This is a genomic window from Alpinimonas psychrophila, assembly GCF_014137865.1.
GTDB lineage: Bacteria > Actinomycetota > Actinomycetes > Actinomycetales > Microbacteriaceae > Alpinimonas > Alpinimonas psychrophila.
Window position 1 is genome coordinate 15,231 of the sequence record NZ_JACGWU010000008.1, and the last position, 15,341, is coordinate 30,571.

General features: G+C 59.6%; 14 protein-coding genes. 9 read left to right on the forward strand and 5 right to left on the reverse strand.

Annotation, left to right across the window (positions count from 1 at the left end; translation table 11 throughout):
* Positions 1-119: 119 nt before the first annotated feature.
* The 3 genes from FB555_RS09680 to FB555_RS09690 all read right to left on the reverse strand — a co-directional run bounded on the left by FB555_RS09680 (position 120) and on the right by FB555_RS09690 (position 2,784).
* Positions 120-464, reverse strand: a complete 345-nt coding sequence (locus FB555_RS09680; RefSeq protein WP_182485278.1) for a cupin domain-containing protein — start codon at positions 462-464, stop codon at positions 120-122.
* A 17-nt stretch (positions 465-481) separates the two neighbouring features.
* Entirely contained in the window at positions 482-1,900 is a 1,419-nt protein-coding gene (locus FB555_RS09685) for an NAD(P)/FAD-dependent oxidoreductase (protein ID WP_182485279.1), read from the reverse strand.
* A gap of 98 nt (positions 1,901-1,998) precedes the next feature.
* Positions 1,999-2,784 carry a DUF554 domain-containing protein gene (locus FB555_RS09690; protein WP_343046450.1) on the reverse strand — a complete coding sequence of 262 codons (786 nt, stop codon included), beginning with the start codon at positions 2,782-2,784 and terminating at the stop codon, positions 1,999-2,001.
* A 78-nt stretch (positions 2,785-2,862) separates the two neighbouring features.
* Here FB555_RS09690 and FB555_RS09695 point away from each other — a divergent pair, with 78 nt between their 5' ends.
* Complete coding sequence (locus FB555_RS09695; RefSeq protein WP_182485280.1) at positions 2,863-3,873, forward strand: diacylglycerol/lipid kinase family protein; 1,011 nt, start codon at positions 2,863-2,865, stop codon at positions 3,871-3,873.
* Here the strand turns inward: FB555_RS09695 and otsB are convergent.
* Together otsB and FB555_RS09705 are read right to left on the reverse strand one after the other, a co-directional pair.
* Positions 3,870-4,655: a trehalose-phosphatase gene (otsB, locus tag FB555_RS09700; RefSeq protein WP_182485281.1), complete on the reverse strand. Its 786-nt coding sequence runs from the start codon at positions 4,653-4,655 to the stop codon at positions 3,870-3,872. The genes FB555_RS09695 and otsB overlap by 4 nt on opposite strands.
* Positions 4,652-6,097, reverse strand: coding sequence for an alpha,alpha-trehalose-phosphate synthase (UDP-forming) (locus tag FB555_RS09705; RefSeq protein WP_182485282.1), 1,446 nt, complete (start codon positions 6,095-6,097; stop codon positions 4,652-4,654). Before FB555_RS09705 ends, otsB begins: the two co-directional genes overlap by 4 nt.
* 119 nt (positions 6,098-6,216) lie before the next feature.
* Between FB555_RS09705 and FB555_RS09710 the strand changes: the two genes are divergently transcribed.
* The 8 genes from FB555_RS09710 to FB555_RS09745 all read left to right on the forward strand — a co-directional run bounded on the left by FB555_RS09710 (position 6,217) and on the right by FB555_RS09745 (position 15,337).
* Positions 6,217-8,001: a glycoside hydrolase family 15 protein gene (locus FB555_RS09710; RefSeq protein WP_182485283.1), complete on the forward strand. Its 1,785-nt coding sequence runs from the start codon at positions 6,217-6,219 to the stop codon at positions 7,999-8,001.
* Between the two features lie 2 nt (positions 8,002-8,003).
* Positions 8,004-9,065: an NAD(P)-dependent alcohol dehydrogenase gene (locus FB555_RS09715; RefSeq protein WP_182485284.1), complete on the forward strand. Its 1,062-nt coding sequence runs from the start codon at positions 8,004-8,006 to the stop codon at positions 9,063-9,065.
* A gap of 8 nt (positions 9,066-9,073) precedes the next feature.
* The gene (locus FB555_RS09720; protein WP_182485285.1) at positions 9,074-9,448 is read left to right on the forward strand and encodes a rhodanese-like domain-containing protein; all 375 of its coding nucleotides are present in this window, start codon (positions 9,074-9,076) and stop codon (positions 9,446-9,448) included.
* 79 nt (positions 9,449-9,527) lie between these two features.
* Positions 9,528-10,937, forward strand: coding sequence for a pyridoxal phosphate-dependent decarboxylase family protein (locus FB555_RS09725; protein ID WP_182485286.1), 1,410 nt, complete (start codon positions 9,528-9,530; stop codon positions 10,935-10,937).
* A 63-nt stretch (positions 10,938-11,000) separates the two neighbouring features.
* Entirely contained in the window at positions 11,001-12,659 is a 1,659-nt protein-coding gene (locus tag FB555_RS09730; RefSeq protein WP_182485287.1) for a FumA C-terminus/TtdB family hydratase beta subunit, read from the forward strand.
* Positions 12,660-12,732: 73 nt separating this feature from the next.
* Positions 12,733-13,275, forward strand: a complete 543-nt coding sequence (locus FB555_RS09735; protein ID WP_182485288.1) for a MaoC family dehydratase — start codon at positions 12,733-12,735, stop codon at positions 13,273-13,275.
* A gap of 32 nt (positions 13,276-13,307) precedes the next feature.
* Positions 13,308-14,201 carry an HpcH/HpaI aldolase/citrate lyase family protein gene (locus tag FB555_RS09740; protein WP_343046451.1) on the forward strand — a complete coding sequence of 298 codons (894 nt, stop codon included), beginning with the start codon at positions 13,308-13,310 and terminating at the stop codon, positions 14,199-14,201.
* Complete coding sequence (locus tag FB555_RS09745; protein WP_182485290.1) at positions 14,198-15,337, forward strand: CaiB/BaiF CoA transferase family protein; 1,140 nt, start codon at positions 14,198-14,200, stop codon at positions 15,335-15,337. Before FB555_RS09740 ends, FB555_RS09745 begins: the two co-directional genes overlap by 4 nt.
* Positions 15,338-15,341 lie beyond the last annotated feature (4 nt).

The following is a 15,341-nucleotide window of genomic DNA, read 5'->3' on the forward strand; positions in this document are numbered from 1 at the left end:
GCGGAGTTCACCCGCGTGCACAGTGAGTGGCGCGGAGGCTACGGTTCGATTGTTGTCGCCCTCGCTCGTTGGGCGCGTGGTGAGGTCGTTGGGCAGTTCGTTGTCGTTGGCGGTGTCGCCTAGGCTAAATACACCTTGCGCACCGTCTCGGTGACAACCCAGAGGGTCTCTTCGCCGTCGAGAAGGGCGAAGACGGCACCGGGAACGAGGGGCTGTTGAACAGTCTCTCCACCAATCTGACGATGAACCATGCCCGAGCCGCTGAGGATCACGCAGAGCTCGTCGGCCTCGACATCCGTCATCTCGCCGGGAGTCATCTGCCAGACGCCGAGTTCCTTACCGCCCCAATCGCCCAACACCGCCGAACCTGTGAACGGGCTGCCGGCGACAACCTGAGCTGCCGGAACGGGAGTATTGGAGAGCGTGAGGCTGGCAGCATCCGCCATGAAGGTTTCAGGAAACATTGTGGACGTTACTTTCATTAGGAGTCGAAGCCGAGACCGACGGAGTCGAGTGTCTTGAGGAACAGGCCACGTTTGCCGCCATTGTGGTCCGACCGGTTCAAGGCAAAACGTGTGGCCTGAACAGCCGGGTATGTAGCGGGCTCCGGCGGGAACGGCAGGGGCATCTTGCGCACCATCTCGAGCTGCGTGCGCTCGGTGGTGAGTCCCGCAAGTTGATCGAGCATGACGTTGGCCGCAAAGCGCGTGGCAGCAACCCCGAGACCGGTAAAGCCCGCGGCATAGGAGACCCGGCCCTGATGGGCAGTCGCAAAGAAGGCGCTGAACCGGCTGCACGTGTCGATGACCCCACCCCAGCGGTGACTGAATTGCAGGCCCTCCAGTTGAGGAAAGGTCGTGAAGAAGTGGCTCGCGAGCTTGGTGAAGGTTTCGGGGCGGTCGTCGTATTCTTTGCGGATACGGCCACCGTAGTGATAGATCGCGTCGTAGCCGCCAAAAAGGATGCGGTTGTCGGGGGAGAGACGGTAGTAGTGGAACTGGTTGGCCATGTCGGCGATGCCCTCACGGCCCTTCCAGCCGATGCTCTTCAGCTGAGCGGCGGTGAGCGGCTCGGTCATGAGAACGTAGTCATAGACCGGAACCGTGTGCAGCTGGTAGCGCTTCAGCAGCGACGGGAACGCGTTGGTGGCCAATGCCACGCGATCGGCGCGGACCTCACCGTCGGCAAGGGTGAGGCGGATGCCGTCACGCTCTGCTGTGATGGATTTCACGGGCGAGTGCTCGAATATCTCGACACCGGCGGCTAGGCACGAGGTCATCAGCTCGTTCGCTAGCTTGGCGGGGTGAACCAGGGCAGTCTCTCGCGGTTCGAAGATTGCCGCGAGGTACGTGGGGGAGGCTACCTTTTTCTGGATTTCTTTCTCGTTGAGAAAGACCGTGCGGTCACCATCAGCATCCTCAGATATGCCTTCGGCTTGGTGTGGCTCGGTCGCGACGGCGAAGGAACCATTTCGCTCGAAGTCACAGTTCCACCCGAGCCTGGCGACGGTCGCCTCAATCTCGTCGAGGTTTTCCAAGCCGAGACGGTCAAGTTGATCGTATTCGGCGGCAAAACGGGTGCGCCCGTTTGATTCACCGTGTGTGAGTGTGGATTCGACAAAGCCACCGTTTCGACCGGAGGCTGCCCAGCCGCACGTCTTGCCTTCGAGCACAATGATCCGCCTGTCTGGCTCCCTTTCCTTGGCGAGCAAGGCCGTCCAGAGCCCGGTGTAGCCGCCGCCCACAATGACGAGGGATGCCTTTTCTTGGCCGACGAGGGCAGGCATGGCTGCTGCCCGCGGCGCGTCATGGGTCCAGAAGGGGGCCAGAATTGTTTTTGCGAGCGAGTGTGTCACCACACTGGCTGCTGCAGGCTGTCGTTCAAAAACGGTTGAGCCCATGACTATCACCTCAGTTGAGTCTGTCGAATAACGTATATCCCAGCCTATGCGGGGTCGCTCCCCCGCAACAGCTCACAGAGGGTTAAAGGGCTAATGGGTTATTGGGCGAAAAGGGGCGTTAGTGTCACGGCTAAGAGCGTCAGCAACGGCGCGGCCACGAGCGCCGGGAGCAAATCACCCACGGCAATCTGGCGGATCTTCAGTAGACGCAAGCCCACCCCCAGGAGAAGAACACCACCGGTGGCGGTAATCGAGGCGATGACAGCCGTCGACATGACTGAGCCCATCCAGAATGCCAGCAAGGTCAAGAACCCTTGCCAGAGCCCGACCGGCAGGGCCGAAGCCGCGACGCCCCACCCCAGCGATGCGGCGAACGCGAGCGCCGCGAATCCGTCGAGAGTGGATTTCAGCGCGAGCTGATCGATGCCGTTGCCCGTCCCGTCACTGAGCGCCCCGAGAATGGCCAAGGGCCCGATACAGAAGACGAGAGAGGAGTCGACAAAACCGGTGATGAAGCGCACCTTGCCTGCCGAATTGCCGGTGTTGACGTTGCCCGAGGAGAACCGTCGTTGCAGCCAGGCGCCAAATCGTTCCAACGTCGCCTCGATGTTCAGGAGCGAACCAGCAATCCCGCCAATGAGCAGGGCCCCCAACACGATGAGCAACGTAAAGCCGGTGCCGACAGCTGCTGTGAAGTCCTTATCCGCAAGCGCCATGATGTTCAGGCCCCCGAGCACGACGGTGATGAGCCCTAAGGCATCGGTCACGACGCGCGTTGTTCGTTCGGGGAGACGATTACCGATTAGCACACCCAGAGTTGCCCCAATGAGGATCGTGGCAATATTCAAAATTGTGCCTAAGCCAATCACGGCGGTACCCCTCACGGTCGAAGATAACCCTATCGATTCCCACTCACATCGCTCGCTCAGCCACGGTCCTGCGTTTCTTCCTATGCTGAGCACATGACAGATAGTGGATTTTCTGTGAGGGAGCAACGAACTTTTGTCGATTCACACGCCGCCGTGATTTACAACCCCCATAGCGTCAACGTTGCTAGTTTGCGTGACGCCTTTACTCGTGAAGAAAAAATTGCCAGCCTCGGTCCCACCATCTTTATCGCGACAACCGCAGCTGATGACGGGGCGATCGTTGCCGCGCGCGAAGCCTTGGAAAGCAACCCATCCGTCATCGTGGCCATAGGCGGAGACGGAACGATTCGGGCTGTCGCTGAGACGATTCAGGGGCGAGACATTCCGTTAGGAATTATCCCCACGGGTACCGGCAATCTCCTTGCTCGCACGCTCGGAATACCCCTGATGGACATGAAACGTGCCATCCACGTTGCGCTCAATGGGGCGGATCGCCTGATCGACGCAGTCGTGGCCGATTTGGGCCTGGACGGCCACACCCGCCGACACGTATTTCTGGTCATGGCCGGCATCGGATTGGATGCCGACATGGCCGCCGAAACAGATGGCCGCCTGAAGAAACATATCGGATGGCTTGCCTACGTCGCCCCCATCGCTCAGTCGGTGGGCCGCAATCGGCACCACGAAGCGGTCGTCGTCGTGGATGACGGTGAGGCTCGTCCAATCAAAGCGCACACCATGATTGTGGGTAATTGCGGTTCGTTGCCGGGCAATCTTCTGCTCCTCCCGGAAGCAGTCATCGATGACGGGTTGCTGGATGCCGTGATCCTGCGCCCCAAAGGCCCTGGCGGTTGGGCCCGCATCTGGTCGCGTCTGGCGGTCGGGGGAGTGCTGCATCGCGTCAAGGGCGGCCCGCAGATCCTTCGGGCGGCACCGACATTTCATGCTCTTCGTTACACGCAGGCTCGAACACTTGAGGTTCGGCTTCATTCCCCCCAGCGCATTGAGTTGGACGGCGACAGCTTCGGTGCGGTTTCGACGCTTCGGGTGAGCATCGTTCATAACGGGCTCACTGTTCGTGTCCCCCCGGAAACTATTTTTTAGGCAACAGGCTCATCGGGAGTGCGAAGGGCGACCATCAACTCCAACACTTTGGTTACCTCCGTCGTGTCGGCGATCCGGTGCGTCGCCAGTGTTTCTCCCGGCCCAACCTTGATACCAATGCCCGTCGGAGGCAGGGCGGCAAAAGCATCCTCATCGGTAACGTCATCACCCATAAAGAGGATGTTGCCGGTCTGCTTCAGTTCGGCTAAAAATGTCAGAGCTGTGCCCTTTGTCGCACTGCTGACCGAGAACTCCAACACATCTTTTCCCCCACGAATCGTGAGCGAGGCGAGGTGTTCGGGAAGTTCGTGCACGATGGCCAGCAACTGGATTCCTGCCTGCGACTCGCATAGTCGTGTCTGCACGGCGATTCCGGCCGGCTTAATTTCGAGCCACGCGCCCGGAACGGCCTCGGCGAGCGGCGTCAGGAAGGCCTTCAGTGCGTCGAGAATTTCTGTGTCCCGGGCAGTGGGGCGGTAGATGTCGTCGCCCGGGCTCGTCTGCAAAAATTCCAGACCGTGTGAGGCCACGACGAGTACATCCTGCGGCGGCATTCCAACCTCCAGGATGTCGGCCAAAGGCCGCCCCGTGACGATTCCCACCTCGGTCAACGGTAGTTGGCTGAGGGCCGTGAGAGCCACGCGGCTTCCCTCGCGCATGCGGCTATCGTGCGGGTTGTCTATGAGGTCGGAGAGGACACCATCGAAGTCGGTCAGCACGAGAATGCGTTCGTTCTCGGTAAAGGCGCGCAGCGCAGCGCGCAACGCGGGGGAAAGACTCATGAAACGCGGTTGGTGTGGGCGAGGGCTTTCAAAAAATCACGAGACCATTTCTCAACATCGTGTTCGCGAACCCGGCGACGCATCGAAAGCATGCGTTGCCGGCGCTCGGCCGGCGCCATGTCTTTGGCCCGCAGAATTTGTTTCTTGAGGTCGTCGATGTCGTGCGGGTTCACCGCTACGGCCGCTTTGAGCTCGTCGAACGCGCCCGCAAATTCGCTCAAAACCAGCACACCGTCACCGTCAGATCGTGCCGCCACGAACTCTTTGGCAACGAGGTTCATTCCATCGCGCAGGGGGGTCACGAGCATCACATCGGCGGCGAGGAAAAGTGCCATCATTTCTTCGCGCGGGTAGTTGTGGTGCAGGTAGACCACGGGGTAATGCCCGAGTTCCCCGTATTGGCCGTTGATGCGGCCAACCGCGAGCTCAACGTCATCCCGCAACTTGATATAGCTGTCAACGCGCTCTCTCGAGGGGCTGGCCACCATCACCATCACCACTTCGGTGGGGTCAAGATCTCCGTCGGACAGCAACTCGTCGTAGGCCTTGAGTCGGTGCAGAAAGCCCTTGGTGTAATCGAGCCGGTCGGCGCCCAAGATCATGATTTTCGGGTTTCCGATGGACTCCCGAATTTCCCGGGAGCGGGCAATGACGGCCGGGTCCTTGATGAGTTTCTGAATATCCGGGTAACTAATCGAGATGGGAAAGTTTCGGGCAACGACGTAACGGTTTTCCTCTCCGCGGCTGGGAACCGTCACGTGACCGCCGATGACTTTGTAGGCCATGATGCGGCGCACGATGCGCAGGAAATTATCAACATCCTGCGCCCGTTGGAATCCAACGAGGTCAGCGCCCAGCAGACCTTCGATGATTTGGCGTCGCCAGGGCAGTTGCGAGAAGAGGCCATAGGCAGGAAAAGGGATGTGCAGAAAGAACCCAATGGTGAGGTCGGGACGGAGCTCCCGCAGCATCTGCGGCACGAGCTGTAGTTGATAGTCGTGCACCCAGACGGTGGCTCCCTCGGCGGCTTCGGCAGCAACAACATCGGCGAACTTCTGGTTGACGGAACGATAGACCTCCCACCAGGCGCGGTGATAGCTCGGGGCTTCGATGACGTCGTGATACAGCGGCCACAATGTGTCGTTCGAGAAGCCCTCGTAGAAGAGCTCGACGTCATTTTCACTCAGAGTGACGGAGACAAGCTTCACGCCGTCACGTTCAAACGGGGCGAGCACCAGATCGGAGATTCCGGCCCAGCCAACCCACGTGCTGGCGTTCTCTCGCATGAAGGGCTCAAGAGCCGTAACGAGGCCCCCGGGAGCGAGACCCCAAGAAATACTGCCGTCCTCATTTTCAGTGGCGTCGACGGGCAAGCGGTTAGAAACGACGATCATGGTCGACGGACCAAATGTTGAAATCCCTGATAAATCAGTATTTTTCATTGTCAATGTTTTCCCTGTCCGGCTCACGGCTGGGCGCTCAGTCTTTCCACCATAACAGCCTGGTTGAGAACGGCCTGAAAAAATCTTGTGCGCTCCGGCAGGCATGACATGCTGGATGTATGTCACAGGCAATCGAAAATTACGCCCTGATTGGGGACCGTCACACGGGTGCTCTCGTGGGAACAAACGGGAGCATCGACTGGATGTGTATGCCCCGATTTGATTCCGCCTCCGTCTTTGGCGGCATCCTGGGCGACGATGATCACGGCCACTGGCGCATAAACCCCGTGGGAACTTTTCACTCGACGTCCCGCGAATATCGCGTCGATACTTTTGTTTTGGCGACGCGCTGGGTGACGGAAACGGGCGAGGTTGAGGTGCTCGATTTCATGCCGACGAACATGAGCCGCGCCGCCGTAATTCGGCGCATCCGTGGTATTTCCGGTGAGGTCAAAATGGAGCAGCTGCTGCGCATCCGTTTTGATTACGCCCGTTCCATGCCGTGGATGCGACAGATTGGCGACGAGACCCACGCGCTCCTGGCTGTGGCTGGCCCCGATTCCATCGTCGTTCACGGCCCCAAATTTGAGGCGAGTCAACATCACCATCGTGCTGAGTTCACGGTGCAGGCCGGTGAAATCGTTGACACGGTACTGACGTGGTATCCCTCGCACCGCAAGCCCCCCGCCGAGCTGGATGTGGGAGCGGCGCTCGCCGAGACGTTAGATTATTGGCAAAGTTGGTCGCAAGACATCAAGGTGCCCGGCGGTAAATATGACCATCTCGTGCGCCGCTCGCTGCTGGTTCTGAATGCCCTGACGCACGCCGAAACCGGGGGCATCATCGCGGCGCTCACGACGAGTCTCCCCGAGCAACTGGGGGGATCGCGCAACTGGGATTATCGCTACGTCTGGCTCCGGGATGCGGCGTTGACGCTGGAGGCGCTGATGATTCATGGTTACCGGAGTGAGGCGCGAAAGTGGCGTGACTGGTTGTTGCGCGCTATCGCCGGCGACCCCGGCGACGTGCAGATTATGTACGGCATCTCGGGCGAGCGCTGCCTCGACGAGTATGAACTTGAATCTCTGCCTGGCCACTGGGGTTCGTCGCCGGTGCGCGTGGGTAACGATGCCTACAAACAGTATCAAGCCGATATTTTCGGCGAGGTTTTGGTGGCGCTGCATCGCGCGCGCGAAATCGGGGTGACCGAAGACGAGTTCTCGTGGTCCCTTCAACTCTCCCTCCTGTCCCATCTCGAAGCAAACTGGGCAAAGCCCGACAACGGGATTTGGGAGATCCGCGGCCCCCAGCGTGTCTTCACGCACTCGCGGGTCATGGCGTGGGCGGCCTTCGACCGCGGCATCCGGGGTATTGAAGAATTTGGTCTCACGGGGCCTGTGGAGCGGTGGAAACGGATCCGGGCTCGCATCGCCGAAGAAATTGAGGAACAGGGATATAACAAGGCTCTTGGCAGTTATACCCAGTCGTACGGAAGCCCTGAGGTTGATGCAGCATTGCTCCAGCTGCCCCAGGTGGGCTACATCGAATATGACGACGCGCGGATGCTCGGAACGGTGGCCCGCATTGAGGCAGAGCTCATGGTGGGCGGCGTTCTACAGCGCTACCGCACAGAGTCGGGAATTGATGGTTTGGCTGAGCCTGAAAACGCTTTCTTGGCGTGCACGTTTTGGTTGGTGGAGCAGTACGCCCGGACGGGGCGTCTGAAGGATGCCGAAGGTCTGATGGATCTTGTCACAGGCTTTGCGAACGATGTTGGTCTTCTGTCGGAGGAATACGACGTAGAGACACACCAGCAAACCGGAAATACGCCACAAGCGTTCTCGCACTTGACCTTGGTGCGGGCTGCGGATGCTTTGGCAACGGCAAAGTCCTTAAGCTTGTAACTATGACTTTTACGACGCGCGCCATTGCCGCTCAGAACACCTCTGATGACCTCGCTGCCATCACGATTGAACGCCGTGATCTTCTTGAGCACGACGTTCGTATCGACATCGAATTCGCTGGTATTTGCCACTCCGACATTCACTCCGTAAAGGGTGACTGGGGACCTCAGCATTTCCCGCTGGTTCCCGGGCACGAAATTGTGGGTCACGTTGCTGAGGTTGGTGCGGGCGTCACGACGCACTCTGTCGGCGACTTGGTTGGCGTTGGCGTCATCGTCAAGAGCTGTGGCGAATGCGAAAAGTGCCTCAACAACCTCGAAAACTATTGCGACAAGGGTGCGCTGCTCACCTTTGGGAGCCCCGACCCTGACCTGCCTGGCCACATCACGCAGGGCGGTTACTCGCAGTCCATTGTGATCACCGAGAAATTTGTGTTGCGCATCCCGAAAAACCTCGATCCGGCTGCCGTTGCCCCCTTGCTCTGTGCCGGCATCACGACATACTCGCCGCTGAAGCATTGGGGTGTCGGTCCCGGCATGACGGTCGGCATCGCCGGAATTGGTGGCCTCGGCCACATGGCCGTCAAGTTTGCGCACGCACTGGGCGCCCACGTTGTAGCGCTGACCACTAGCGATGAGAAGGTTGCGGTGGCCAAGCGCCTCGGAGCCGACGAGGTTCTCATTACGCGAGACGCGGATGCCATGAAGGCTTGGCGCGGAAAGTTTGACGTGATCCTCTCGACCCTGCCCGGGGACCACGACATGAACCCCTTCATCGAGTTATTGGCCTTCGAAGGCACCTATGTCATTGTTGGCGCCATTAACGACATGACCTACCCGCTTGACTTGCCGGCCATCATTAGCCGCCGCAAGAGCATTTCCGGTTCCAACATCGGTGGCCTCAAGGAGACTCAGGAGATGCTCGACTTCGCCAGCGAACACGGCATCACCGCCGACATCGAGCTCATCAACGCCGACTACGTAAACGAGGCCTACAAGCGCGTCGTCGCGGGCGACATCCAATTCCGCTTCGTCATCGACACAGCCACCATCCCCGCGGCATAGTTGTCTTTATGACAACAGACTCTCTCCCCGTGCGAGACGATTCTCGCGAACCTGAGCTGATAACGCCCATCGAAGCGTCAGCGCGCGTGGAGGGTGGCGCCCTGCTCATTGACGTTCGACCCGAAAAGTATCTTGCCAGTGATGGCAGCACCACCGTTGCAACGTGGGTGGATCGGTACACTATGGCCGATCAGTTTCTTGAAGGTGGCGCAAACTATCTGGGGGCAGCGCTAGATCCCGAACGTGAAATTGTCGTGATGTGCGGTTCGGTCAATGGCTCGGCGCCGATGGCGAAGTGGCTCTTAGAGAACGGACACACCAACGTTTCTCACGTCGACGGCGGTTTTGCCGCTTGGCGTGAGGCGGGACTGCCAACGAGCTAGTGCCCGCCCTTTAGCGGTAAACCTCGCGACGCTTGGTTGCGAAACTGTGAACGATGATGTTCGAGAAAGTTGACCTTTCATGAAGAGTAATTTGACGCTCGGCGACGCCCGCAAGGCTGTCCTCGAGGAGACCCTGGAGATTGTCCGCACGATCTGGGAAGGCTTCGACACTGCGCGCGAGGTTGAGACGGAGATAACGGCGTCCACCGTCGCACTGCTCAGCGAAACCTTGCCTGAACACGGTATCGCGCCCCAAGTGGCACTGAACCAGGCGACCGAGGTGCTCGACCAGTCCATGGCCCAGTCCCGCCCGCGCTTCTTGGCGTACATCGGGTCGTCGGGCCTCGAAATCGGAGCCATTGCGGATTTCCTCGCGGCCTCATACGACATTAACGTGGCCTTAGATGCTCGTGCCTCCTCCATTCTCGAAATTCAGACGAGCCGGTGGCTTGGGGAGTTCATCGGCTATTCCAACGCCCGAGGCCTGTTTACCAGTGGTGGAACCATCAGTAACATCACGGCTCTCGCCGCCGCCCGGCATCGCGCCCAGCCCACTGTTCGCGAACGAGGGATCACGAGTCCGATGGCGGTGTATTGCTCCGCTGAAGCACACTATTCCAATAAGCGCGGAGTGGAACTCCTTGGCCTGGGGTCGAACGCGATTCGCTCGATCCCTATTGACGACCACCGCCGCATGATTCCCGAGGCGCTTGAGGCCTGCATTCTCGCCGATATCGCCCAGGGAGTTCAGCCCATGGCCATCATTGCAAACGCGGGCACCACCCTCACGGGTGCCATTGACCCCCTGCGCGCGATCGCGGAGGTTGCGGCCCGTCACAGCGTTTGGCTCCATGTTGATGGCGCCTATGGGGTTCCGGCAGCCGGTACGACTCTCGTCGGGGACCTCTTTGACGGGCTCGATCTCGCCGACTCCGTCACCATCGATGCCCACAAGTGGCTATTCGTTCCCAAAGCCTGCAGCGTCGTTCTCGTGAAGGACTATGCGGCCCTTGCCGCGACCTTTGGGCACAATGAGGCGTACATGCCTCACGCGGGCGAGGAACCAAACCCCGTGGACGTCACGCTGGAGTACTCACGGCCCCTTCGAGCCTTGAAGATGTGGCTAGGGTTCAAAGCGCACGGCGCGAGTGAGTTTCGGGATGCCATCGAGAAGAACATTTGGTTGGCGCGCATGACCTATGAGCGGGCGGTGGCCTCGACGTTATATCGCACGCTGGCGCACGCGCCGCAGTTATCGATCGTGCCCCTCCAACACATTCCACACGGCATGACCGACCCCGCCCTCATCAGCGCGCACAACAAGAAACTCTGTGAAGCGATCGTGACGGATGGTCGCGTCTACCTTTCGCCGGCCGTCATCGACGGGGAGGTATGGTTGCGACCCTGCTTCACCAACTTCCGGACCCGCCCCAGCGACGTGGATGTTTTCTTTGCTGTCATTGAGGAGCTCGGGGCCTCGTTGGCCTAATTCGATAGAATATGGGCGAGTTTCAGCGCCGCCGAGGGCCACTCTGAATGGATGTATCGCCCCATGGATAATTTTCGCTTCACGGAGCTCCTTCCCCGCGCGCCGCACGGGGCGAAGATGCGGAGGCTTTCCGCCGAGGGCGTTCATCTATCCGGTGAGGGTGCCGCTGCCGCCCTCGAGATCGACCCCGGCGTGCTTGAGGCCCTGGCGTACGAGGCCTTCAAAGAAATCAACTTCTTTCTGCGCCCCGACCACTTGGCTCAGCTCCGCAAAATTCTTGACGATCCTGAGGCATCGGCCAATGATAAGTACGTTGCACTTGACCTTCTCAAGAACGCAAATGTCGCCTCCGGTGGAGTGCTGCCGATGTGTCAAGACACCGGGACGGCGATTATCTATGCCAAGCGTGGCCATCGTGTCCTGACCGATGGCACCGACGCTGAGCAACTGTCGCGCGGCATTTACAACGCTTACAAAGATCTCAACCTGCGCTACTCACAGCTCTCGCCCACGACTTTGTGGGACGAGGTCAACACGAGATCTAATCTCCCAGCCGAGATCGACATCAGTTTGGGGCAAGGCCCTTCCTACGAATTGCTCTTTATGGCTAAGGGCGGTGGCAGCGCGAACAAATCTTTCCTCTACCAAGAGACGAAGTCGATTCTGGATGAAGAAAGAATGTTGGCCTTCCTGCGCGAGAAAATCGAGAGCATCGGAACGGCAGCCTGCCCGCCGTACCATTTGGCAGTCGTCATTGGTGGCACCTCCGCGGAGTTCGCGATGAAGACCGCGAAGCTTGCCTCGACTCACTACCTCGACACCATGCCCACGACCGGCAGTGCGGAAGGCCATGGCTACCGGGATGTTGACTTTGAGGCCAAGGTTCTCGACCTCACCACAAAAATTGGCTTCGGCGCTCAATTTGGGGGCAAGTACTTCTGCCACGACGTGCGGGTGATTCGCCTGCCCCGTCACGCGGGCTCGCTGCCCATTGCCATCGCCGTGTCGTGCTCCGCCGATCGCCAGGTGTTCGCCACGATCAATGCCGATGGTGTCTTCATTGAAGAACTCGAGCATGACCCCGCCCGGTTTATTCCTGAGACGGGCCTCGATGCAATCACCGATGAATCCGCTGCCGTTTCGATTGACCTTGGTCGTCCCATGGCCGAAATTCGTTCGCAGCTCAGTGAGTGCTCAGTGGGCACGCGTGTCTCTCTGACCGGAAAAATGGTCGTAGCTCGCGATGTTGCGCACGCCAAGTTCCGGCAACGGCTCGAAGCGGGCGAGGGTCTGCCACAGTACCTTCTGGATCACCCTGTTTACTACGCGGGCCCCGCCAAGACACCGGAAGGCATGGCCACGGGATCCTTCGGGCCGACGACGGCGGGACGCATGGACGGCTACGTCGAGGCACTTCAGGCGGCGGGCGGATCGTTGGTCATGCTTGCTAAAGGCAACCGAGCTCCGGCCGTCGCCCAGTCGTGCAAGGCTCACGGCGGCTTCTATCTCGGGTCGGTTGGTGGTCCGGCGGCGCGTCTCGCTCAGGACAACATCCGGTCAATTGAGGTCATCGATTACGCGGAGTTGGGCATGGAGGCGGTCTTCCTGATTGAGGTCGAGAATTTCCCTGCCTTTGTCATCGTCGACGATAAAGGCAATGACTTCTTCAACTTGCACGCGAGCAAACCGCTCAATCTTGGACCCACGCGACTCCTCCCCTAGCGGCCGCATTTCGATTAGAATGCATAATATAGTCAAGACGCCGTGAGCGCCGAACAAGTGAAGGATGAGTCACATGAGCCAGAACGATTCCCGTGTTGTTGAAGGTTGGACCGGCCGTCTTTTTGAAGACTTCGCCATCGGTGACATTTATTACCACCCGTTCGGCAAGACCGTCACCGAAGCGGACAACCAAACTTTTACGTTGATGACTCAGAACGTCTCGAAAACGCATGTGGACCGCAACTACGCCAAGGGAACCGAATACGGACTTCCGTTGGTCAACTCGACCTTCACGCTGGCTCTGGTGACGGGCCAGTCCACGATGGACCTGTCGATGAATGTTTTCGCGAACCTTGGCTGGGACGATGTGCGCATGCCCGCCCCCGTCTTTGAAGGTGACACCATCTACTCACGCTCCAAGGTTTTGAACCTGCGTGAATCCGCGTCGCGCCCCACGATGGGTGTTGTTACCGTGGCCACCGAGGGCTTCAACCAAGACGGCAAGATCGTCGTCAGCTTTCGTCGCTCGTTCATGATTTACAAGATTGGCTTCTTGCCCAGCGTTGCGGGTTCACGTCCCGACGAGTCGTCGTTGCCCGCGGTATCCGCCAGCTGATGACCCAGTCGACAGCATCTGCGACGACTTCTGTGACGACTTCTGCAATAGCCCTCGTGGCTCACGCCGTCTCGGCGCTGTTCGTTCCCGGGGATCGGCCCGAGCGCTTTCTCAAGGCCCAGGGTTCCGGTGCCGATATCGTCATTCTTGACCTTGAGGATGCGGTGAGCACCGAAAATAAGGCCGCTGCCCTTGCCGAGGTACTTGCGGCCCTCACCCCGAGCGGCACCCCGACTCCGGCTACGACGGCGGTGGGGCCCAGGCTCAACGCAATGGTTCGCATCAGTGGGGCCGACTCCTCTGATGAAATCACGGCGCTAGCTAAGGTCGCCGCTGCTTCAGGGCATGGCTTGCTGGGCATCATGGTGCCCAAGGCAGAATCGGCCGCACAGATCGCGTCCGTTCTCAAAATGCTTCCCACGGGATTGGCCTGCATTCCCCTCATCGAATCTGCCATGGGGCTCGTCAACGCAACCGAGATTGCGCGCGTTGACGGCGTAACCCGCTTGGCGTTCGGCGCCGTCGACTTTGGGCTGGATATTGATGCCACGCATGCCGGCGTCTTCGATTATGCGCGGGCCCAACTGGTGATTGCCTCAGCAGCCGCCGGGATCGCGGCGCCCTTAGACTCCCCGTGTGTGAATTTCACCGACCTGCAGGTTGTGTCTGCTGAAGCTCTGCGGGCTCGTGAGTTCGGTTGCGGGGGCAAGCTGTGCATTCACCCGAGCCAAATTTCTGCCGTTCGCATAAGTTTCCTCCCGACAGCGGAGCAGATTGCGTGGGCCCACAAGGTCGTCGAATTGGAAGGCGGGGCCGCTGCATTCGAGGGCGCCATGATTGACCGCCCCGTCGTCGAGCGGGCAAAGAAAATTCTGGCCGTGACCCAGGGGGCGGCTTCGGCGACGGCCGAGGAGAAAACACCATGAGCAGACTTCCCCTTGAGGGCATCACCGTCGTCTCGCTCGAGCAGGCAGTGGCGGCACCCTTCGCCTCCCGACAGCTCGCCGATCTGGGAGCGCGGGTCATCAAAATTGAGCGGGATGCTGGTGACTTTGCTCGGGCCTACGACACCAAAGTCAAGGGTGAAGCGAGCTACTTCGTCTGGCTGAACCGTGGCAAGGAAAGCATCCAACTCGACCTGAAGACCGAAGAGGGTATGCACGCGCTGAAAACGCTGGTTTCTGGCGCCGACGTGTTCATCCAGAACCTGGCACCCGGTGCCATCGATCGGCTAGGGCTGAGCGCCGAGCAGGCGCTGGAGATGAATCCGCGGCTGATTCACGTTTCCATTTCGGGATATGGTCGCGGAGGTTCTTATGAAAACAAGAAGGCCTATGACCTTCTGATCCAGTGTGAAACGGGGCTTCTCAGTGTTACCGGAACTCCCGAAACTCCCTCGAAAGTCGGAATTTCCGTCGCCGACATTGCGGCGGGTATGTACGCGTACACCGGGGTGCTCGCGTCGCTAATTCAGCGCGGTGTCACCGGTCGCGGCGACATCCTCGAAGTGTCGATGCTCGAAGCCCTTGGTGAATGGATGAGCCAGCCTTATCTCTACGCGGAATACGGTGGCATTCAGCAACCACGCACCGGCGCCGAGCACGCGACCATTGCGCCCTACGGCCCCTTCAATACCGCCGACGGCACCGTATTTTTTGCCATTCAGAATGAACGCGAGTGGGTCAAGTTCTGCGCCGGCGTCTTGGGTGATGAGGCGGTCGCCACCGATGAGCGCTTTGTGACGGGTTCCCTGCGACTGCACAACAGGGTCGAGCTGCACGCGCGCATAGACGAGGTCTTCTCGACACTGACCACGGATGCCGCGTTGGATCGCCTCGACGATGCTGGGATCGCCAACGCTCAACTCAGGGACATGAAGCACTTCTCGGCTCACCCGCAACTTGCGGCCCGAAAACGTTGGCGCGAGGTGGCTACCCCCGGTGGGGACGTTCGGAGTTTGCTTCCCCCCGTGACCGCGCGTTCGTTTACGCCGCGCATGGATGCTGTCCCTCGCCTCGGCGAGCACACAACGAGTGTCTTGAAAGAGTTCGGCCTGATCTAAGAAA